Annotated in this window: 14 protein-coding genes and 3 tRNA genes; 1 reads left to right on the top strand and 16 read right to left on the bottom strand. The window is 73.8% G+C overall.

Annotated features, from left to right (window positions below):
- Window positions 1–219 precede the first annotated feature (219 nt).
- The 15 genes from ACGF0D_RS33220 to ACGF0D_RS33150 all read right to left on the bottom strand — a co-directional run bounded on the left by ACGF0D_RS33220 (window position 220) and on the right by ACGF0D_RS33150 (window position 16,335).
- Entirely contained in the window at window positions 220–2,901 is a 2,682-nt protein-coding gene (locus ACGF0D_RS33220) for a ComEC/Rec2 family competence protein (protein WP_392922606.1), read from the bottom strand.
- Window positions 2,902–2,972: 71 nt separating this feature from the next.
- The gene (locus tag ACGF0D_RS33215) at window positions 2,973–4,004 is read right to left on the bottom strand and encodes a helix-hairpin-helix domain-containing protein (protein ID WP_392922603.1); all 1,032 of its coding nucleotides are present in this window, start codon (window positions 4,002–4,004) and stop codon (window positions 2,973–2,975) included.
- Between the two features lie 173 nt (window positions 4,005–4,177).
- Window positions 4,178–5,023 (bottom strand): DegV family protein, encoded by an 846-nt coding sequence (locus ACGF0D_RS33210; protein WP_392922600.1) that lies wholly within the window; start codon window positions 5,021–5,023, stop codon window positions 4,178–4,180.
- 171 nt (window positions 5,024–5,194) lie between these two features.
- Window positions 5,195–6,001: a hypothetical protein gene (locus ACGF0D_RS33205; RefSeq protein WP_392869895.1), complete on the bottom strand. Its 807-nt coding sequence runs from the start codon at window positions 5,999–6,001 to the stop codon at window positions 5,195–5,197.
- A 387-nt stretch (window positions 6,002–6,388) separates the two neighbouring features.
- Window positions 6,389–9,280, bottom strand: a complete 2,892-nt coding sequence (gene leuS, locus ACGF0D_RS33200) for a leucine--tRNA ligase (RefSeq protein WP_392922597.1) — start codon at window positions 9,278–9,280, stop codon at window positions 6,389–6,391.
- 366 nt (window positions 9,281–9,646) lie between these two features.
- Window positions 9,647–10,942, bottom strand: a complete 1,296-nt coding sequence (locus ACGF0D_RS33195) for a hypothetical protein (RefSeq protein ID WP_392869899.1) — start codon at window positions 10,940–10,942, stop codon at window positions 9,647–9,649.
- Between the two features lie 98 nt (window positions 10,943–11,040).
- Window positions 11,041–11,113 (bottom strand) — tRNA-Ala (locus ACGF0D_RS33190).
- Between the two features lie 343 nt (window positions 11,114–11,456).
- Window positions 11,457–11,529, bottom strand: a tRNA-Ala gene (locus ACGF0D_RS33185).
- A gap of 43 nt (window positions 11,530–11,572) precedes the next feature.
- A tRNA-Ala gene (locus ACGF0D_RS33180) sits at window positions 11,573–11,645 on the bottom strand.
- A 226-nt stretch (window positions 11,646–11,871) separates the two neighbouring features.
- Complete coding sequence (locus ACGF0D_RS33175) at window positions 11,872–12,522, bottom strand: histidine phosphatase family protein (protein WP_392870127.1); 651 nt, start codon at window positions 12,520–12,522, stop codon at window positions 11,872–11,874.
- Window positions 12,519–12,977, bottom strand: a complete 459-nt coding sequence (rsfS, locus tag ACGF0D_RS33170; RefSeq protein WP_359910971.1) for a ribosome silencing factor — start codon at window positions 12,975–12,977, stop codon at window positions 12,519–12,521. The genes ACGF0D_RS33175 and rsfS overlap by 4 nt, the downstream gene beginning before the upstream one ends.
- 203 nt (window positions 12,978–13,180) lie before the next feature.
- Entirely contained in the window at window positions 13,181–15,052 is a 1,872-nt protein-coding gene (locus ACGF0D_RS33165) for an LCP family protein (protein ID WP_392922594.1), read from the bottom strand.
- Window positions 15,053–15,066: 14 nt separating this feature from the next.
- Window positions 15,067–15,699, bottom strand: coding sequence for a nicotinate-nucleotide adenylyltransferase (gene nadD, locus ACGF0D_RS33160; protein WP_392869903.1), 633 nt, complete (start codon window positions 15,697–15,699; stop codon window positions 15,067–15,069).
- Between the two features lie 123 nt (window positions 15,700–15,822).
- A complete protein-coding gene (locus ACGF0D_RS33155) occupies window positions 15,823–15,978 on the bottom strand; it encodes a hypothetical protein (RefSeq protein ID WP_181970583.1) in 156 nt (51 codons plus the stop codon).
- Between the two features lie 210 nt (window positions 15,979–16,188).
- Entirely contained in the window at window positions 16,189–16,335 is a 147-nt protein-coding gene (locus tag ACGF0D_RS33150) for a hypothetical protein (protein WP_392869904.1), read from the bottom strand.
- A gap of 305 nt (window positions 16,336–16,640) precedes the next feature.
- On the opposite strand from ACGF0D_RS33150, the gene ACGF0D_RS33145 reads away from it, so the two are divergent.
- Window positions 16,641–17,771 carry a M48 family metallopeptidase gene (locus tag ACGF0D_RS33145; protein ID WP_392922591.1) on the top strand — a complete coding sequence of 377 codons (1,131 nt, stop codon included), beginning with the start codon at window positions 16,641–16,643 and terminating at the stop codon, window positions 17,769–17,771.
- A gap of 87 nt (window positions 17,772–17,858) precedes the next feature.
- Here the strand turns inward: ACGF0D_RS33145 and ACGF0D_RS33140 are convergent, their stop codons facing one another.
- Window positions 17,859–18,923 carry a hypothetical protein gene (locus ACGF0D_RS33140; protein ID WP_392869908.1) on the bottom strand — a complete coding sequence of 355 codons (1,065 nt, stop codon included), beginning with the start codon at window positions 18,921–18,923 and terminating at the stop codon, window positions 17,859–17,861.
- Window positions 18,924–19,053 lie beyond the last annotated feature (130 nt).

Genomic DNA, 19,053 nt, shown 5'->3' with positions numbered 1-19,053 from the left:
GTCGGGTTTGGGGGGGGGGGCCCGGCCGGAGGTGTTGGTGGGGGGGGGGGGGGGCTTTGGGGGGGGGGGGGGGGGGGCGGGGGCGGGGGGGGCGGCGCCCCCCCCGCCCCCCCCCGGAACGTTTCTGCTGGCCCCGCTCCCGCTCCTCTCCACTCCTCCCACAACCCCCTACCCCATTCCCTGCCCCACCTGGTTGGTGGGAGGAGGAGAGCGCGGGGGTCACTGGGGCGGGGCTCGGGGGGCGGCCGGAGTCTGCCCAGGGTGGGCGGGGGTGAGGGCATGGGCTTCGGGGGTGTGGGCTTCACGGGCGCGCCCGCCGTTCCCGCCGGGCCCGCCGTGGTTGCGCGGGTGGCGGGCCGCGTGGGTGGGCTGGGGGTGGACGGCGGCGCCGAGGGTGGCCGGGGAGTCGCCCGTCACCGCGATGTCCCCCTCCCGGTCGGTCCGCAGCACGGTGGCGCCGAGTGCGCGCAGGTGGTCGACCGTCCTCGGGGACGGGTGGCCGTACGGGTTGCCCTCGCCGCAGGAGACCAGGGCCAGCCGGGGCCGCAGGGCACCCGCCAAGTCCCAGTCCTGGTGGGCCGATCCGTGATGCGCCACCTTCATGACGTCCACTCTCCCCACCCGACCCAACAGCGCCGACTGGGCCTGCGGTTCGAGATCTCCGAGCAGTGCCATCCGTAGCCCTCCTGTCAGTGACACCATCAATGCGACGCTTGCGTTGTTCGGGCCCGGCGCTTCGACAGCCACGTCGGGGACGGGCCACACCACCTCCCAGGCCAACTCGCGGCCGGCCGAGCGTCGTTCACCCCGACTGGCTCTGAGCAATCGGAGACCGGCACCTGCGACCCAACCCGCCACCCGGGCCGCCTCGCCCGGTGGGTCGTCCAGCGTGGTGCCCTCGACCGCGCCGACCCTGCGGCCCCGCAACACCCCCGGCACGCCCTCGACGTGGTCGGCATGGAAGTGCGTCAGCAGCAGTAAGGGCACCGTCGTGATGCCGAGGTCGCGCAGGCACCTGTCCGCGGCGTTCGGATCCGGCCCGGCGTCGATCACCACCGCGCTGTCCGGCACCCCGGTCGACAGGGCCAACATGTCCCCCTGCCCGACGTCGCACACCACCAGTCGCCACCCCGGCGGCGGCCAGCCGGTGGCAATCCGGGAGAGTTGTGGCGGGCGCAGCAGCACGGCCAGCAGGACCACCGTCAGTGCCCCCGTCACCAGGACCCGCGCCCAGCGCCGCCGCTTGGGCGCGGGGCTTCCCGGCTCCGACCGCCGGGGCAGCAGGAGCGGCGCCGCCCAGCAGGCCGCCAGGACGGCCAGCGCGACCGTCGCCGTTCCGAACCACCCTCCCGGCCAGGCCAGTTGGCCGCCCGGCACCTCGGCGCCGCGGCGCGCCACCAGGGCGAGCCAGCCGGCCGGCACCCCGGCCGGTTCCGCGAGCAGACGGGCCAGGGCCGGAAAGAGCGGTTGCAGGGCGAGCACCCCGAAGCCGAGCAGTGTCGCCGGGGCCACCGCCAACTCGGCCAGCAGGTTGCAGGGGATGCCGACCAGGCTGATGTGCCCGGACAGCACCACCGTCACCGGAGCGCACAGCGCCTGGGCGGCCGCCGCTGCCGCGAGCGCGCCCGCCAGGTGGTGCGGCCAGCGCCGGGCCCGCAGGGCCTCGGCCCAGTGCGGTCCGAGGACGAGCAGCCCGGCAGTGGCGAGCACCGAGAGCAGGAAGCCGAACGAGCGTGCCAGGAACGGGTCCAGCAGGACCAGCACCAGGACCGCTCCGGCGAGCGCGGGCACCGCCTTGCGAGGACGGCCGGTGGCCAGGGCCAGCATGCCGATCAGCCCCGTCCCGGCTGCCCGCAGCACGCTGGGCTCAGGACGGCAGACGGTGACGAAGGCCAGCGTCAGCGCGGTGCCCAGCAGCGCACCGGTGCGCAGCGACAGCCCCAGCACCGCGGCCAGCCCGCGCCGCTCCGGGGTTCCGGCCCGCCCGGGCGCGCCCAGCAGCGCACCCAGGACGATCGCCAGGTTGGCCCCGCTGACCGCGACCAGGTGGACCAGGTCGGTGGCCCGGAAGGCGTCGTCGAGGTCGTCGGGCAGCCGAGAGGTGTCCCCGACGACCAGCCCCGGGAGGAGTCCGCGCGCGTCCGCGGGAAGCCCGTCGGTGGCCACGCGCAGGCCTTCGCGCAGTCGGCCGGCGATCCGCTGCGGCAGGCTCGGCGGGGCCAGCTGCCGGGGCGGACCGTGGACGACCAGCAGTGCGGCGGACTCGCTGTCATGGCCCTCCCCCGCCGGCCGTACCTCGGCCTCCGTGGCCAGCCGCTGGGACGGGAGCAGTCGCTGCCAGGGCTCGCTCTCCGCCCCTCGGACCATGACGGTCACCGGTGTACGCGTGCGGGTGCTCCGCCCGTCCGGGAGGAGGGTGACGCGGTCGGCCATCGCGTCCACGGTGAGGAGCCTCTGCCCCCCGACGGTGCCGCCCCGGGAGGTGTGGATCTTCGGATCCCCGGCGACGGTCAGCTCCACGTCCACCACCGGGGCGGACGCGCCCGGTGCTCGTGGTCCGGCGGCCGTGGACGCGCGGGCGAGCGCCGGTAGTGGCCCCCGGTGAAGGTCGGCGGTGTGCAGCGGGGTGGCGATCGCGGCCGCCGCACCCGTGAGCAGGACGGCGGCCAGCGTCGCCGCGGCCCCGCGCCGGCGCAGGGCCCCCGGCCGGGTGAGCAGCAGGACGGCCGCGAGCGCGGCAGCTCCGGCCGCGGTGAGGACGAGGGACTCGTACCCCGGTTCCAGCCGTAGGAGCGCCGCCGTGACCGCCCAGGCCGAGACGGCGGGCAGCAGCAGCCGGAAGTCGGCTCCCGGAGAGCGGGGCGCGGCGGCCGGACCGACCGGCATGGTGGCGACGGACACGGCGGTACCTCCCTTCGATGGCTGGGGGAACGGGCTGGGGAAGCGTGCGGGGGGCGACAGCAGTGGAAGCGTCAGAGGGTCAGCAGCGGGCGGAGTTCCGCGTACGTGCGGGCGCCGATGCCGCTGACCTGCCGGAGTTGGTCGAGGGAGCGGAAGGAACCGTGCGAGGTGCGGTAGGCGAGGATGCGCTGGGCGAGAGTGGGGCCGACGCCGGGCAGGGAGTCGAGCTGTTCGAGCGTGGCGCGGTTGAGGCTGACGGATGGTCGGGGCGCGGCGGGCCCAGGAGGTCCGCTGCCGCTCACGGCGGCCGGGGCGGGAGCGGGCTGCTGTTCTCCGACCAGGATCTGCTCGCCGTCCGTCAGGACACGGGCCAGGTTGAGGCTTCGGGTGTCCGTGTCCGGCAGTGGACCGCCTGCCGCCCGCAGCGCGTCGGCCACCCGGGAGCCGCCGGGCAGGGTGTGGAGGCCGGGGAGGTGGACCCGCCCGCCGACGTCCACAACGACGGCCGCCGCCCCGGCACCGGGGACGGCCGAGGCTCCGGGCGCGGGCCCGGCCCTGGAATCGGCGGCGGAGGCACCGGCGGGGATTGACGAATCGGACCCCGCCGGTGCCGCGACCGCCGCCAGCGCGGGCACCGCGATCGCCTGCGGGCGGGCCAGCCAGAAGTGCTGCACGGCGTAGCCGACCGCGAACAGCAGCAGGATGGCCAGCCCGGCCACCGCACGCCGGTCGAGCGCCAGCGCGGAGGCGAACGAGGGGAACGAACGGGGCCGCGGATGTGCCCCGGCCTCCGCTGGCTGCACGGCTTCGCCCGGGTCCGGCAGGTCGCCCCCATCCGACGAAACCGGCATTTCGGCCGGTACCGCTGACGCCAACGGCACCGCCGATGGCGACATCGATGGCGACATCGACGGTGACATCGACGGCGGCGGCCCGGTGGCGGCCGCAGCCCGCGCCCCCGTCGGCGGCGAGGCCGCCCCGGGCGAACCGCCGGCCGAGCTGCCCTCCGGTTCGTCCTCCACTGGCAGCAGCGCGGCCATCCGCAGCCGCACCGTCTCGTTGATCGCGTGGCGCTTCGCCGCGCCCAGGCTCATGGTCGTCATGCCGAGGACGGTAGGAGTCCTCGGACGAGCGCGCGGAAATTGACGAAACCCTGTGGACAACCCGGGGGTTGTGGACAAAAAGCGTCACTCACAAGAGTGGACAGGACCGTTCGAAGTTGACTGAGCGGCCAACGGGCCCCACTGACAGACCCCCACCACCAGCACCGCCCGCCTCAACGCGGCGCGACCACCACCGCCAGCAGCCCCGGCCCGACGTGCGCGCCGATCACCGCCCCCACCTCGCCCACGTACAGCTCCCGCAGCCCCGGCACCCGGGCACGCAGCCGTTCCGCGAGCGGTTCGGCCCGGTCCTCCGCCGCCAGGTGGTGCACGGTGATGTCGACCTCCCGCTCCCCCGACCGCTCGACCGCGATCTCCTCCAGCCGCGCGATCGCCCGCGACGCCGTCCGCACCTTCTCCAGCGGTTCGATCCGCCCGCCGTCCAGATGCAGCAGCGGCTTGACCGCCAGGGCCGAGCCGAGCAGCGCCCGCGCCGCCCCGATCCGACCGCCCCGGCGCAGGTGTTCCAGGGTGTCGACGTAGAAGAACCCGCTGGTCCCGGCCGCCCGCCGTACGGCCGCCTCGGCCGCCTCCGCCAGGCCTTGTCCGGCCGCGATGGCCTCGGCCGCCGACAGCACCCCGTACCCGAGCGCCATCCCGACCAGTCGGCTGTCCACCACCCGCACCGGTACGGGCGCCTCGGCGGCGGCCAGCCGGGCGGCCTCGACGGTGCCGGACAGCTCGCCGGAGATGTGCACCGAGACGATCCCCTTCGCCCCGGCCTCGGCGGCGGCCCGGTAGGTGGCGGCGAAGGTCTCCGGGTTCGGCCGGGAGGTGGTCACCCGCTGCTTGCCGCGCAGCGCCTCGGCGACGTCCTTCGGGGAGATCTCGACGCCCTCGCTCAGGACGGAGTCACCGACAGCGACGCTCAGCGGGACCACCGTGATCCCGTGCCGGTCGAGGGCCTCCTGCGGCAGATAGGCCGTGGAATCGGTGACAAGCGCGAGGTCGGAGGGCATGAGCCGGAGGTTACTCCCCGCCGGTCCGGGAGGACAGCGCCTGGTCCGGGACGGCGATGCCGGGCCCGGGCACCGGTCGAAAGTCGAAAGCCTCGGTCGAAAGCCTCGGTCGAAGGCCTCGGTCGAACGTCGGTCGAACGTCGGTCGAAGGCCTCGCGGCGCGCCGCCGGCTCAGCCCGCCGAGGGCCCCGTCGAAGGCCCGGCCGAGGGCTTGCGCAGCCGCTGCGCCAGCTTGGCCAGCGGATCGGCGAGCCCGAGCAGCTCCTCCGCGCTCGGGCGCCCCTTTCCGTCGGTCAGACCGGCCCGAGCCGCACCCCCCGCGGACCCTGCCGTGCCCGCCGCACCCGCGGCCCCCGAAGAGCGCGCAGCCCCCGAAGTACGCCCAGCACCCGAGCCACCCGAAGCGCCCCCGGAGGAACCGCCCCCCGCGACCCAGTGCCGCAGCGCCCCCGCCTCGCTCTCGCACTCCTGGCTCAGCCGGCGCAGCTCGTCCTCCGCGAACCGGTGCATCCGGTCCTGCGCCGCCCAGCGCATGGTCTCCGCCGAGTGCGTGATCCGCTCGGCCCGCTCGCGCAGTTGGGGCAGCTTGACGGCGATCCGCGCGGTGTCGGGCTCGCGCTCCAGCATCCGCAGCTCGCCGTCGAGCTCGTCGGCGTGCTCGTCGAGCCGCTTCAGCAGGGCCAGCGACTCGCCGAGCTGGCCGTCCTGTGCGAGGCCGCTCTCCAGCACCTGCCGGGTGCCGTCGAGCGAGGTCCGCAGGCCGAGCCGGACGGAGGCGATCTGCGCGGCCGGGCCGACCGTGGTGTACTTCTTCGCCTTGAGGGTGGCGGTCTGCACGGCCCGACGGGCGTTGGCCTCGTGCTTCTCGATCTTCGCGCCGACGGCCTTGGCGGCCTTGACGGTGCCGACCACGGCCAGCGCCATCACCGCGACCCCGATGAGCAGGACCAGGCCGATCATCACGCCGAACACGTCCATCGCGCGCCACCTTCCGCCGTCGTTCCGGCCCCCACCGGGCCCAACGCGGGCCGCATCGCCGAGGGTTCCACGGTAGCCTCCGGAAGCCGCCCGAGGGCAGCCCGAGCGGCCCCCGCGGACGGAGATCAGGGTCAGATCCGGGATCTCCCCGAGGGCCCCGACCACGGCGAACGCCCCCGCGAGCACCCCTCACGCCCCCGTGGAACGCCCCCGTGAAACGCCGGACGGGCGGGCACCCCGAAGGACACCCGCCCGATCAAGCCCGGCGAGAACTCCGCAGGACTCCCGCAAGAGCCCCCCTCAGGAGCCCCCGCGGCAGCCCCCGCACGACCCCTGCGGGGAGCTCCCACGGGAACCCCCGCGAGAGCCCCGCGGCAACGACCGCACTCAGCCGGTGACGATGTTCACCAGCTTCGGCGCCCGCGCGATCACCTTCCGCACCTCGGCCCCGCCGATCGCCGCGACGACCACCGGCTCCGCCAGCGCCAGCGCCTCCAGCTCGGCGTCCGAGATGCCCGGCGAGACCTCCAGCCGCGCCTTGACCTTGCCCTTGATCTGGACCACGCAGGTCACCGTCTCGTCGACCACGTACGCCGGGTCGGCGACCGGGTAGTCGGTGTGCGCCAGCGAGTCGCCGTGGCCCAGGCGGCGCCACAGCTCCTCCGCGATGTGCGGGGCCAGCGGCGCGACCATCAGCACCAGCTGCTCGGCCACCGTCCGCGGCGTGGAACCGCGCTTGACCAGGTAGTTGTTCAGCTCGATGGCCTTGGCGACGGCCGTGTTGAAGCGCAGCCCGGACATGTCGCCGCGGATGCCGTCGATCGCCTTGTGCAGGGCGCGCAGCGTCGCCTCGTCCGCCTCCTCCTCGGTGACGACCAGCTCGCCGGTGGTCTCCGAGACGACGTTGCGCCACAGGCGCTGCAGGAAGCGGTACGAGCCGACGACGGCGCGGGTGTCCCAGGGGCGGGAGACGTCCAGCGGGCCCATCGACATCTCGTACAGGCGCAGGGTGTCGGCGCCGTACTCGTCGGCGATGTCGTCCGGCGCGACGGCGTTCTTCAGGGACTTGCCCATCTTCCCGGCCTCGCGCTTGACCGGCTCGCCCTGCCAGAAGTACTGGCCGTCGCGCTCCTCGACCTCGGCGGCGGGCACCGGGAAGCCGCGCTCGTCGCGGTAGACGTCGGCGGTGATCATGCCCTGGTTGAACAGCTTGTGGAACGGCTCGACGGACGAGACGTGGCCCAGGTCGTGCAGCACCTTGTGCCAGAAGCGCGCGTACAGCAGGTGCAGCACGGCGTGCTCGGCGCCGCCGACGTACAGGTCGGCGCCACCGGCCGGCTTGGTCTCCGTCGGGCCCAGCCAGTACCGCTCGTTGGCCGGGTCGACGACCGCCGCGGAGTTCGACGGGTCGACGTAGCGCAGCTCGTACCAGCAGGAACCGGCCCAGTTGGGCATGGTGTTGGTCTCGCGGCGGTACTTCCTGACGCCGTCGCCCAGGTCCAGTTCGACGTTGACCCAGGCCTCGTTGCGCGACAGCGGGGTCTCCGGCGAGGAGGAGGCGTCGTACGCGTCGTAGGTGCGCGGCGAGTAGTCGTCGACCTCGGGGACCTCGACCGGCAGCATCGACTCGGGCAGCGCGTGCATGACGCCGTCCTCGTCGTAGACGATCGGGAAGGGCTCGCCCCAGTACCGCTGGCGGCTGAACAGCCAGTCGCGCAGGCGGTAGTTGACGGTGCCCTCGCCGATACCGCGCTCGGCCAGCCAGGCGGTGACGTGGGCCTTGGCCTCGACGACGCTCAGCCCGTCCAGGGACAGCGACAGATCGCCTTCGGAGCGGGCCGAGTTGACGATGACGGAGTCGTAGGTGTCGAACGCGTCGTCCCACTCGGCCGGGTCGGAGCCGCGCCCGTCCGTCGGTTCGACGACGCAGCGCATCGGCAGCGCGAAGGCGCGGGCGAACGCGAAGTCGCGGTGGTCGTGGGCGGGGACGGCCATGATGGCGCCGGTGCCGTAGCCCATCAGCACGTAGTCGGCGATGAAGACCGGCACGGACTCGCCGCTGACCGGGTTGACGGCGTAGGCGCCGGTGAAGACACCGGTCTTGACCTTGGCCTCGACCTGTCGCTCGACGTCCGACTTGGCGGCGGCCGTGGCGCGGTAGGCGGCGACGGCCTCGGCGGGGGTCGCGGCGCCGCCGGTCCACTCGGCGGGCACGCCCTCGGGCCAGGCGGCGGGGACGACGGAGTCGACCAGGTCGTGCTCGGGGGCCAGCACCATGTAGGTGGCGCCGAACAGGGTGTCGGGCCGGGTGGTGAAGACGGTGATCTTCCCGCCGTCGACGGAGAAGTCGACCCGGGCGCCCTCGGAGCGCCCGATCCAGTTGCGCTGCTGCAGCTTGATGGCCTCGGGCCAGTCCAGCAGGTCCAGGTCCTCGATCAGCCGGTCCGAGTACGCGGTGATGCGCATCATCCACTGGCGCAGGTTGGACTTGAACACCGGGAAGTTGCCGCGCTCGGAGCGGCCGTCCGCGGTGACCTCCTCGTTGGCCAGCACGGTGCCCAGGCCGGGGCACCAGTTGACCGGCACCTCCTTGGCGTAGGCCAGCCGGTACTCGCCCAGCACCTCGTCGCGCTCGGCGCCGGACAGCTCGGCCCAGGCGCGGCCACCCGGGACCTCACGCGCGCCGGACTCGAAGTCGGCGACCAGCTCGGTGATCGGGCGGGCCTTGCGGGCGTCCTCGTCGTACCAGGAGTTGAAGATCTGCAGGAAGATCCACTGGGTCCAGCGGTAGTACTCCGGGTCGATCGTGGAGATCGAGCGGCGCGGGTCGTGGCCCAGGCCCAGCCGGCGCAGCTGCCGGCGCATGTTCGCGATGTTGGCCTCGGTGGAGACCCGCGGGTGAGTGCCGGTCTGCACCGCGTACTGCTCGGCGGGCAGGCCGAAGGCGTCGTAGCCCAGCGTGTGCAGCACGTTGTGGCCGGTCATCCGCTGGTAGCGGGCGAAGACGTCGGTGGCGATGTAGCCCAGCGGGTGGCCGACGTGCAGGCCCGCGCCCGAGGGGTACGGGAACATGTCCATGATGAAGCTGTGCGGCTTCGCGGCGACGTCGCCGGCCGCCGGGTCGGCCAGCGCACCGGTGGGGTTGGGGGCGTGGAACGTGCCCTCCTTCTCCCAGATGTCCTGCCAGCGGGACTCGATCTCCGCCGCCAGCGCGGCGCTGTACCGGAACGGCTCGGTCGCGGTCTCGGCCGCGCCGGACGCAGGGGTCGTCTCGCTCATGGTCCTTCAAGCTCCATCGATGTCAGTTGGCGAACCGCACAGGCGGCCGGCCCGAAACCCGGCCCGGGACGGGGTCGGGGGCGGAAAACAAAAAATCCCCTCGCAGGAGGGGACGCCACGCCGACTCCGGCACCGCCCGAGGGCGCAGCCGGTCCTGGTCAGCGCGGCCGGCTAAGGAGCAGGCGCACGGTTCGCATGGGCTCAGGGTACCGCAAGCCGCTCGACGGGCTGCGGGGTACACCGCTGGGGCGGCCGCACGCAGGCCCACGGGCCGTACGGACGCCTGCAAGGGCCGGTACGGAGGCCCGCAGGGGCCCGCACGGAGGGCGCGCGGGCCCCTGCGGGCCCCGGCAACACGGCCCCGCCCTACCGCGCCACCGCCCGCCCCGCCGCGTCGAAGTCCCGCAGCGCCTTCGCCAGCCGCTCGGACTGCATCCCCGCCGCGGCCGAGCGCGCCAGCGAAGCCGTGCGGGCCGCCTCCCGCTGGTCGCCGAGCCTGCGGTGGGCCTCGGCGAGGCTCACCATCAGCAGCGCCTTGGAGCGGGCCCGCCCCGGCCCGAGCCCGGCCACGGCCTCGGCGAGCAGTACCTTGGCCAGCCGGTGCTGGCCGAGCGCCAGCCGCCCCTCCCCCACCATCCCGGCGAGGGCGGCCCGGGCCTCCTCGGCGCCGGGCAGGCCGTCCAGTTCGGCGAAGGCCCGGGCGGCGGCGGCCTCGGCCTGCTCGGCCTCGCCCCGGCGGCCGTACGCGCGGGCGAGCCGGCCGTACTGACGGGCCCGGGCGGTGGGACCGAGCGCGGCGCCGTGGGTGTCCAGGGCGGTCGCGAGCGCGGAGACGGCGTCCAGCCCGCGCCCGCCGGTGCCCTGGGTGGCGAGCACGACCAGCGCGCCGAGCACCGGGACCCCGAGCCGGGGGTCGCCGCTGACGTGGGCGGCGCGCAGCGCGGCGACGAAGGCGCGCTGGGCGGCCGCGTCGTGGCCGAGGTCGTACGCGGCCCAGCCGGCCAGCCGGGCGAGTCTGCTGGCCGTGCCGTAGAGCTCGCGGCCGAGCCGTTCGTCGTACGCGCCGAGTTCCAACAGCTTGGCCAGCATGGCGAGTTCGGCACGGACGGGGCCGAGGACGAGTCCGCCGCCGCAGGCCCGTTCGAGCTTCTGCTTGCTGCGGTAGGACAGTCCGAGCTCGCCGGCCAGCCCGGGTTCGACGCGCAGTGCGCCCTCCCCGCCGCCGACGGGTGGTGGCGGGGAGTCGAGGCGGGCGGCGGCCTGGTCGAGGTCGGCGCTGCGGAACAGGTCGGTGAGGCGGACCGGTCCGGCGTCGGTGGCGGCCTCGCGCAGCGCGGTCTGGGCGGTGTCGGCGGTCCACGGGTCGGTGAGCAGCCGGGGCGAGAGGATCTTGGCGCCGCGGTGGCCGCCCATCCGTCCCCAGAGCTGCTCGTAGGTGACGGCGATGCCGAGGGTGCGGCTGAGTACCTCACAGACCGCCTGGTCGTGCGGGCTGCGCGGCACCATGCCGCGGTCGCGCCACTTGTACGGGGCGGTGGAGCTGATGGCGAGGCCCGGCGGCAGGGCGAGGCTCACCTCACGGGCGAGCCGTTCCGGACTCCAGCCGAGCTGGTGGAGTATCCGGGCCAGTTCCTCGTTCCGCCTTCGCTCCAGATCGGCCATGGCACGACGGTAGCGGGATTCGGGGCTCTGCGACCGGTGGCGGGGGCAGAACGGCGAAGAGCCGCCTCCCGATTCCGGGAGGCGGCTCTCGACTGCTGTGGAGCTATGGGGAATTGAACCCCAGACCTCTTGCATGCCATGCAAGCGCTCTACCAACTGAGCTATAGCCCCTTGACCTGCGATGTCACCGTGGTTCCCGGTTGTTTCCGGCCGTTTCCCTCGGCGACATCGACTACTTTACACGGTCCGGGGCGTGCTCCTGAAATCCGTTCCCCGAGGCCCGCACCACGCGCCCCGGGCGCCCCACCTCCCGCGCCCCGACGCCCTGCCCCCGCGCCCCGGGCGCACGCCTCCCGCCCCGGGCGCGCGGCAACCAGTGCACGCCCCACCACCGTCACCGCCCCCCAGGGATCGACAGCCGCCAGCGGAAGGCCGGACCGCCGAGGCGGGAACACCGAGCGCCCGAAACGCCGGAAGGCCGGCACCCCTTGGGTGACGGCCTTCCGAACTCCTGTGGAGCTATGGGGAATTGAACCCCAGACCTCTTGCATGCCATGCAAGCGCTCTACCAACTGAGCTATAGCCCCGCGACACGGGCGACCCTGGCTGACCACGACCGCCGATGCGGAGTGGAGCTATGGGGAATTGAACCCCAGACCTCTTGCATGCCATGCAAGCGCTCTACCAACTGAGCTATAGCCCCGCACTCACCGGATCTCCCGCTTCCCTTCCGGGCCGCGTTCCTTCCCTGCGAACGAGGAAGACTCTAGCTGGTCAGGGCCGGAACTGCGAAATCCGCCCTCCCGGACCCCCGCCGAGCACCCCTCCGGACCCCCGCCGAGCCTGCCCTCCGCGCCCTCGCCGCACCCCGGCCGAGGGCCCCTGAGGGCCCCCGGCACCCGCTGCCGCCCGAGCCGGTACGGCAACGGTCAGGTGTCGTCGCCGATCACCGGCTGCGGGAGCGTGCCCGCGTTGTGCTCCAGCAGGCGCCAGCCGCGCGCCCCGTGGCCGAGCACCGACCAGCAGCAGTTGGACAGCCCGCCGAACCGCTCCCACTGGGCCGACTCCAGGTCGAGCAGCCGCCCGAGCATGGTGCGGATCGTCCCGCCGTGGCTGACCACCACCAGCGTGCCGTTCTCCGGGAGCTTGCCGACGGCCTCCAGGACCACCGGCACCGAGCGGTCGGCGACCTCGGTGGCCAGCTCGCCGTCACCGCCGCGCCGCACCGGCTCGCCGGCCGCCCAGGCCTCGTACTCCTCCGGGTAGCGCTCACGGATCTCGGCGTTGGTCAGGCCCTGCCACGAGCCCGCGAACGTCTCCCGCAGGCCCTCGTGGTGCTGCACGTCGAGCCCGGTGACCTCGGCCAGCTCCGCGGCGGTGCGCCGGGCCCGCTGGAGGTCCGAGGAGATCAGCAGGTCGGGACGGAGCCCGGAGAGCAGCCGGGCCGCCCGCTGGGCCTGGAGGACGCCCTGGCCGGTCAGCTCGATGTCCGTGGTGCCCTGGAATCGCGATTCGAGGTTCCAGGAGGTCTGGCCGTGCCGCCAGAAGACGATGCGCGGGCCCCGCGTGCCCCGGCTCAGTGCAGATCCTCGGGCTTGCCGAAGTCGTCGGCGGGGGCGACGGCGTTGCCGGCCTCGTCGGTGTGCGCGTCCGGGCGGTTGCGGGAGGCCACGGCGTCCTCGGGAAGCGGCAGCTCGGGGCAGTCCTTCCAGAGGCGGTCCAGCGAGTAGAAGGAGCGCTCCTCGGAGTGCTGGACGTGCACGACGATGTCCAGGTAGTCGAGCAGGATCCAGCGGCCCTCGCGCTCGCCCTCGCGGCGCACCGGCTTGATGTCCAGCTGCTCGCGCAGCTGGTCCTCGATCTCCTCGGCGATCGAGCGGACCTGGCGGTCGTTGTTCGCGGAGGCGATCAGGAAGGCGTCGGTGATCGACAGCACCTCGCTGACGTCGAAGGCGATGATGTTGTGCGCAAGCTTGTCGGCCGCCGCCTGCGCGGCGACGGTGATGAGCTGCTGGCTGTGGTCGGTGACGGTCACGGTGTTCTTCCGGCTCGGCGGCTTGGGGCGCCCCGGCGCACGGCCGGGGTCGCCTTCCAGGATCTCACGCCGCCCGGGCGGGCCCGGAACCGATTTACGCGCCCCGGGCCCCGACCGTCACCGGGCCGGGGCCGGTGACGGTCAGGGCCGGTCGGGGACGGTCGGAGCCTGAGCCGGACCCGGGTCGGAGCCGGGCCACCGCCCTACTGGTTCTTCGGCGGCTGGTAGTCCTTGCCGAGCACGACCAGCAGGTCCGCGTTCTGGGTGTCGCCGGTCACCTTCTTCACCGCCGTGTCCGGCAGCCCGAGGCTGGTCGCCAGCGACTTCGCCGCGCCCTGCCGGGTGTCGTCGGTGTAGCGGATCTCACTGGCGGCCTGCGGGGCGGCCTTGGCGCCGCCCGGGATGAAGGTCAGGCCGGAGTTGACGATCTGGACCTGCGCGGCGGCCGCCGCGGCGTCGTTGCCGCTGCCGTCCTGGAGCGCGACCCGGGCCGGGGCGTCGCCGACGGCCGCGGACTTCACGGTGCCGCCCAGCACGTCCTTGACCTGCTTGCCCGCCGTCGCCTCGTCCAGGGTGCCGTCCGGCTTGACGGTCAGCGCGGTGGTCCCGAAGTGGCCGTCCTTCGCCTGTTGGGCGAGCTGGACGAGCACCCCGGCGAGGGCGTCCTCGGGCAGCGAGGGGTCGAGCACCGCGTTCATCCGGTGCACGTCGTCCTTGGCGTCCTTGAACTCGGTCGGCATGGTGCGCACCACGGCGTCCATGACCTGCCCGAACCTGGCCAGCTGGGCGTCCCGGTTCTCGCCGGGGTTCTGCAGGGTGGCGTACGCGACCGCCGCCTTCCCGCTGAGCATGGTGTTCTTCCCGGCCGCGGACAGCAGCTTGCCGTCCGGCTTGCCGCCCTCGTGGGTCTCGGCGTTGGTGTCCACCCGGACGCCGCCGAGCTGGGAGACCAGCAGCTCCAGGTACGGGGTGTCCAGTCGCCAGGTGCCGGCGACCGGGGCGCCGAGCACGGTGGACAGGCCCTCGCGGGTCGCCGAGGCGCCGATGCCGTCCATGGACTGGCCGATCGTGGTGACCGGCGGGTCCCCCGGGCCGGGCAGCCGCAGGTTGTCGGGCAGCAGCAGCACCGTGCCCTTCTTCCCGGAGGCGTCGTTGACCAGCAGCGCGCTGGACACCTTGCCCTGGAGGTCGCGCAGGTGGACGACGTTGACCTGGCGCCCGCCGGCGGCGGTGGCCGCGCTCGGCTTGTCGCCGGCGAGGAAGAGGTAGCCGCCGACGCCGCCGGCCACGAGCGCCACCACCACACCGAGGCCGATCAGCCGGTTGCGCAGCTTGCGGCGGCGCTCGGCGCGCACCTCGCTGCGGGACTCGGCGAACTTCAGCCAGTCGATGACGTCCTCGGTCTCCTCCGCCTCCTCGTCGACGAAGGTGAACTCGCCCGTCGGGTAGCTGTCCCTGGGCGCCTTGCTCCCGGCCTTCCCGGCCCGCGCCCCGGCGACCTGCTCGGACGGCGGCCCGGCCTTGGCCGGCGCCGTCGCCGACTCCGGCTCGGCGGCGGGCCGGGGCACCCGCGGACGCGGCGGGGCGGCGGCGGTGGCCGCCGCGGCAGCGGTGGGGGCGGTGGGCACGGCGGCGGGAGGCGCGGCGGCCTCGGCCTGCGGCTCGGCGGTGGCCGGGGCGGCGGCCTGGTACGGCTGCTGCTGGTACCCCTGGTAGCCCTGCTGCTGGTAGCCGTACGGGTCCTGCCCGTACACCGGCTGCCCGTACTGGTCGTACTGCTGCTGCTCGTACTGCTGCCCGTACGACTGCGGCTGCTGCGGCGGGAACTGCCCGGTGTGGTCGCCCTGCTGGTACCCGTCGTACCCCTGGTAGCCCTGCTGCTGGTAGCCGTACGGGTCCTGCCCGTACACCGGCTGCCCGTACTGGTCGTACTGCTGCTGCTCGTACGACTGCGGTTGCAACTGCTGCTGCTGCGGAGGCTGCTGCGCCTGCGGCTGCTGGTATCCCTGGTACGGCTGCTGGTACTGCCCGGTGGACCAGTCCTCCGGCCGCCGGCCGTCGTTGCGATCAGTCATGCACCGCTCCTGGATCAGTCCCCGCGCGGCGCGTACAGCGCCCGCTTGTCGATGTAGCGGACCACGCCGTCCGGGACGAGGTACCAGACCGGCTCGCCCTTGGCGACCCGGTTGCGGCAGTCCGTGGAGGAGATGGCCAGCGCCGGGACCTCCACCAGGGAGACCCCGCCCACCGGAAGCCCGGCGTCCGACAAAGTGTGCCCGGGGCGGGTGCAGCCGATGAAGTGGGCCAGCGAGAAGAGCTCGTCGGAGTCGCGCCAGGACAGGATCTGGGCGAGCGCGTCCGCGCCGGTGATGAAGAAGAGGTCGGCGTCCGGGTGCAGGGCGTGCAGGTCGCGCAGGGTGTCGACGGTGTACGTCGGGCTGTCGCGGTCGATGTCGATCCGGCTGACCGAGAACTGCGGGTTCTCGGCGGTGGCGATGACCGTCATCAGGTAGCGGTCCTCGGCCGGGGTGACGTGCCGGTCGCTCTTCTGCCACGGCTGTCCGGTCGGTACGAAGACCACTTCGTCCAGGTGGAACGCGCTCGCGACCTCACTGGCGGCGACGAGGTGGCCGTGGTGGATCGGGTCGAAGGTGCCGCCCATCACGCCGAGGCGCTTCTTCACCGGTTCCGGTCCGCCGGGATTCCCGGCCTGCTCTCCCATGCCGCCACACCTTACGCGACACCCGTTACGGTGCGGGAACGGCCGGGTGGGGGTTCTCCGCAGATGCGTGAGGGAGCGGCCGGCCGGTGGCCGGACGCTCCCCGAGCGGCCCCAGGACCGGGCTCAGCGGTCCCGGTTGAAGCGGGTGGTGATGAAGAGCAGGACCAGCAGGATGACCAGCGCGGCGCCACCGGTCAGGGCCGGGTTCAGACTGTCGTGGTTGCCCCCCTCGCCCTCGGCGAGCAGGTTCAGAACGGGGAGTGCGGCAGCAGTGCTCATGGTCGGCGGGACCTTCTCGGCTCGGTGAACGGACCTGGGGGTGGTTCCGGGCCGGTGAGGGCCCACCCGTCATCGTACGGGGGGTTACACCGCAACCGCTCGGCGGCCCACCGCCGCTGACCGGGCGTGAGCGCGCACCCGCGGGAGGGCCGGGAACGGGCCGGGGAAGGAACCGGGAACGGGCCGGGGAAGGACCGGCAACCGGCCGGCCTAGTTGTTCTTGAAGGCGCGGGCCATGATCCAGACCAGCAGGCCGATGCCCACGAAGGACGCGATCACGATGATCCGCAGGAACAGGCCCGGACCGGTCTCGTCGGAGATGGGTGCGGCCAGGCTGACAAGCGTCTCGGTGGACATCTGCGGGGGCTCCTCGAACTGCTCGGTACCGCGGCCGGATCCGGTCTCGGTCGTCCAAACCTCAGGTTAAACCGGCCTCACACCGGCGCCGCCCACCGGCCCCGGTGACGCGCCCGCCGGGCCGGCACCCGCCCGCCCCGTGACGCCCCCGCCCCCGCCGTCCGCCGGGCGGACCGCGCGTACGCTGACCCCTCGGGGACGAGTACGCAACCGCACACGTTGCACAGACAGTCGTTGCAGGCGAAGACCAGCGGGGGGCCGGCCAGCGGGCCGCGGCCGCCGTCGACCAGGAGGGTACTCAGACCATGACCGACACGACCGTGAAGACCCCGAGCCGCCGCCGCGAGCGCTTCCCCGGGATCTCCACCCGGGCCTGGGAGCACCCGGCGGACCGCTCGGCCCTGGTCGCGCTGCGCAGGCTGACCGGCTTCGACGACATCCTGAAGAAGCTGGCCGGCCTGGTCTCCGAGCGGGCGATCCGGCTGATGTTCCTGGCCACCGCCGTGAAGACCTCCGAGCGCCAGTTCCCGGAGCTCCACGACATGGTGCGCGACGCCGCCTACGTGCTCGACCTGGACCAGGTCCCCGACCTGTACGTCTCCCAGGACCCGACGGTCAACGCGTACTGCATCGGCATCGACACCCCGATCATCGTGATCACCAGCGGCCTGGTCGAGCTGCTGGACGAGGAGGAGCTGCGCTCGGTCATCGGCCACGAGGTCGGCCACGCGATGTCCGGCCACGCCGTCTACCGGACGATGCTGATGATCCTCACCAACATCGCCACCCGGATCGCCTGGGTGCCGCTGGGCAACCTGGCGATCACCGCGATCATCACCGCGCTCAAGGAGTGGTTCCGCAAGGCGGAGCTGTCCAGCGACCGGGCCGGCCTGCTCGCCGGGCAGGACCTCCAGGCCTCCATGCGGGCCCTGATGAAGCTGGCCGGCGGCCACAACCTGGCCGAGATGAACGTCGACGCCTTCCTGGAGCAGGCCGAGGAGTACGAGAAGGCCGGCGACCTGCGCGACGGCGTGCTCAAGGTGCTCCAGCTGCTGCCGCAGACCCACCCCTTCGCGGTGGTCCGGGTCGCCCAGCTGAAGAAGTGGGCGGAGAGCGACGACTACCGCTCGATCATGGCCGGCGCCTACCCGCGCCGCTCGGACGACCCGGACGCCTCGGTCACCGACCAGTGGAAGGCCGCCGCCGAGCACTACACGACCTCGGTCAAGGAGAGCAAGGACCCGCTGATGGGCCTGCTCCGGGACGTCGCCGGCGGCGCAGCGACCGTCGGCGGCAAGCTCCGCGACACCTTCACCGGCAACGGCGCCCGCAACGGCTCCTCGGGCAACGGCTCGTCCGGCACCGGCGCCTCGGGCAACGGCTCGTCCGGCACCGGTGCCTCGGGCAACGGCTCCGCGGACCGCGACGGCAGCTGACCCCACCGCGAACGCGACGGCGGCCGGTGTCCCGCCCGGGGCCCCGGCCGCCGTACCGTTCCCGGCCCCCGCCAGGTCCGGCGCGCCTCAGCCGCCCGCCGCCAGCACCCCGCACACCTGCCAGCCCGGCCGGGCGTGGTTGCCGGGGTCGACCGGCGTCGGCGGCGCGACCACCGTGCCCTGCGCGGTGGCCAGCACCGGCTGCAGGAAGCCCGCCGTCGAGGTGCCGCAGGGCTCCGGCCCGGCCTGCACCACCGAGTCCACCAGCCGCAGCTGGCCCGCGGCCAGGTCCACCCGGTCGAACTCGAAGGTCAGCTGCCGCCGCACGGTCTCCAGGGTGACCGGCGCTCCGGCCGGGGCCCCGGCCGGCTTCAGCGCGTAGACGAAGGTGTGGTCGGTGGTGATCTGCAGCGTCCCGCTGTCCGCCTCGTCGACCCGCATCGCACCGGCCACCTTCACGGTGTTCGAGGCCAGTGCGACCTGCGCCGGGTCGAAGCGGACCATCCAGCCGGTCACCGCGTGGTGCCGGTCGTCCACCGGCTGCGCCACGCTCGCGTCGAACTCCGACTGCTCACCGGGCGTGACGAAGTCCCGCACCTCGGCGGTGGAGCCCTGGACCAGCACGGCCGGGGAGAACGAGGAGGCGACCAGGTAGCGCTGGACGGTGTCGAGCGCCTTGGCCACCTCGACCCGGCTGAAGTGCCCGGTGGCGGCCCCGGTCGGGGTGTTCAGCCCGAGCGCGCCGTCCCCGTACCCGGCCGGCAGCGCCGCGAACGGGTCCGCCCCGTCGGCGACCGGCTGGACGGCCGAGGCCGGGGCCAACGCGACCAGGCTGACGGTCAGTTGACTGCCCTCGGGCCGCGCCGCGGTCCCTTTCGGCGAGGTCACCCCGAAGTACACCGCGGCCCCGAAGGCCAGCAGGATGAGCAGCAGCAGCACGAGCGCCTGGCGCGGCACGGTGCCCAGCGGGCCGAGTCGCACCCGCGGCCGGGTGGCCTTGCCGAAGGAGCCCGACAGCCGCTCCCGGGCGGACAGTTCCCGGATCCGGGCAGCCCGGACGAACGATTCGTCGAAGACGACGGACCGGAATTCGTCCTCGTTGCCGGAGCCGCCCTCGGGCGCACCCTCAGGAGGCTCTCGCGGGTCACCCACACCACCAGGGTAGGCGGACACCAGCGTCGCCACGAGGGTCCGGGCGTACATTCCCGGGAACGCTCCGTGACCACCGCCCCGGGGCGTGCGCCCGCGCCCGGGCCGACCGCGCCGACCCGCCGACCGCGCC

The organism is Kitasatospora sp. NPDC048298 (genome assembly GCF_043201465.1).
Taxonomy (GTDB): domain Bacteria; phylum Actinomycetota; class Actinomycetes; order Streptomycetales; family Streptomycetaceae; genus Kitasatospora.
This window is presented reverse-complemented; position numbering and strand designations above follow the sequence as displayed.

Coding starts and splice junctions, on each gene's coding strand:
- ACGF0D_RS33210 (WP_392922600.1), bottom strand. CDS start 5,023: ATGCCCTCCGACCTCGCGCTTGTCACCGATTCCACGGCCTATCTGCCG.
- ACGF0D_RS33195 (WP_392869899.1), bottom strand. CDS start 10,942: ATGGCCGATCTGGAGCGAAGGCGGAACGAGGAACTGGCCCGGATACTC.
- ACGF0D_RS33205 (WP_392869895.1), bottom strand. CDS start 6,001: ATGGACGTGTTCGGCGTGATGATCGGCCTGGTCCTGCTCATCGGGGTC.
- nadD (WP_392869903.1), bottom strand. CDS start 15,699: ATGGGAGAGCAGGCCGGGAATCCCGGCGGACCGGAACCGGTGAAGAAG.
- ACGF0D_RS33150 (WP_392869904.1), bottom strand. CDS start 16,335: ATGTCCACCGAGACGCTTGTCAGCCTGGCCGCACCCATCTCCGACGAG.
- ACGF0D_RS33215 (WP_392922603.1), bottom strand. CDS start 4,004: ATGACGACCATGAGCCTGGGCGCGGCGAAGCGCCACGCGATCAACGAG.
- ACGF0D_RS33145 (WP_392922591.1), top strand. CDS start 16,641: ATGACCGACACGACCGTGAAGACCCCGAGCCGCCGCCGCGAGCGCTTC.
- leuS (WP_392922597.1), bottom strand. CDS start 9,280: ATGAGCGAGACGACCCCTGCGTCCGGCGCGGCCGAGACCGCGACCGAG.
- ACGF0D_RS33165 (WP_392922594.1), bottom strand. CDS start 15,052: ATGACTGATCGCAACGACGGCCGGCGGCCGGAGGACTGGTCCACCGGG.
- ACGF0D_RS33155 (WP_181970583.1), bottom strand. CDS start 15,978: ATGAGCACTGCTGCCGCACTCCCCGTTCTGAACCTGCTCGCCGAGGGC.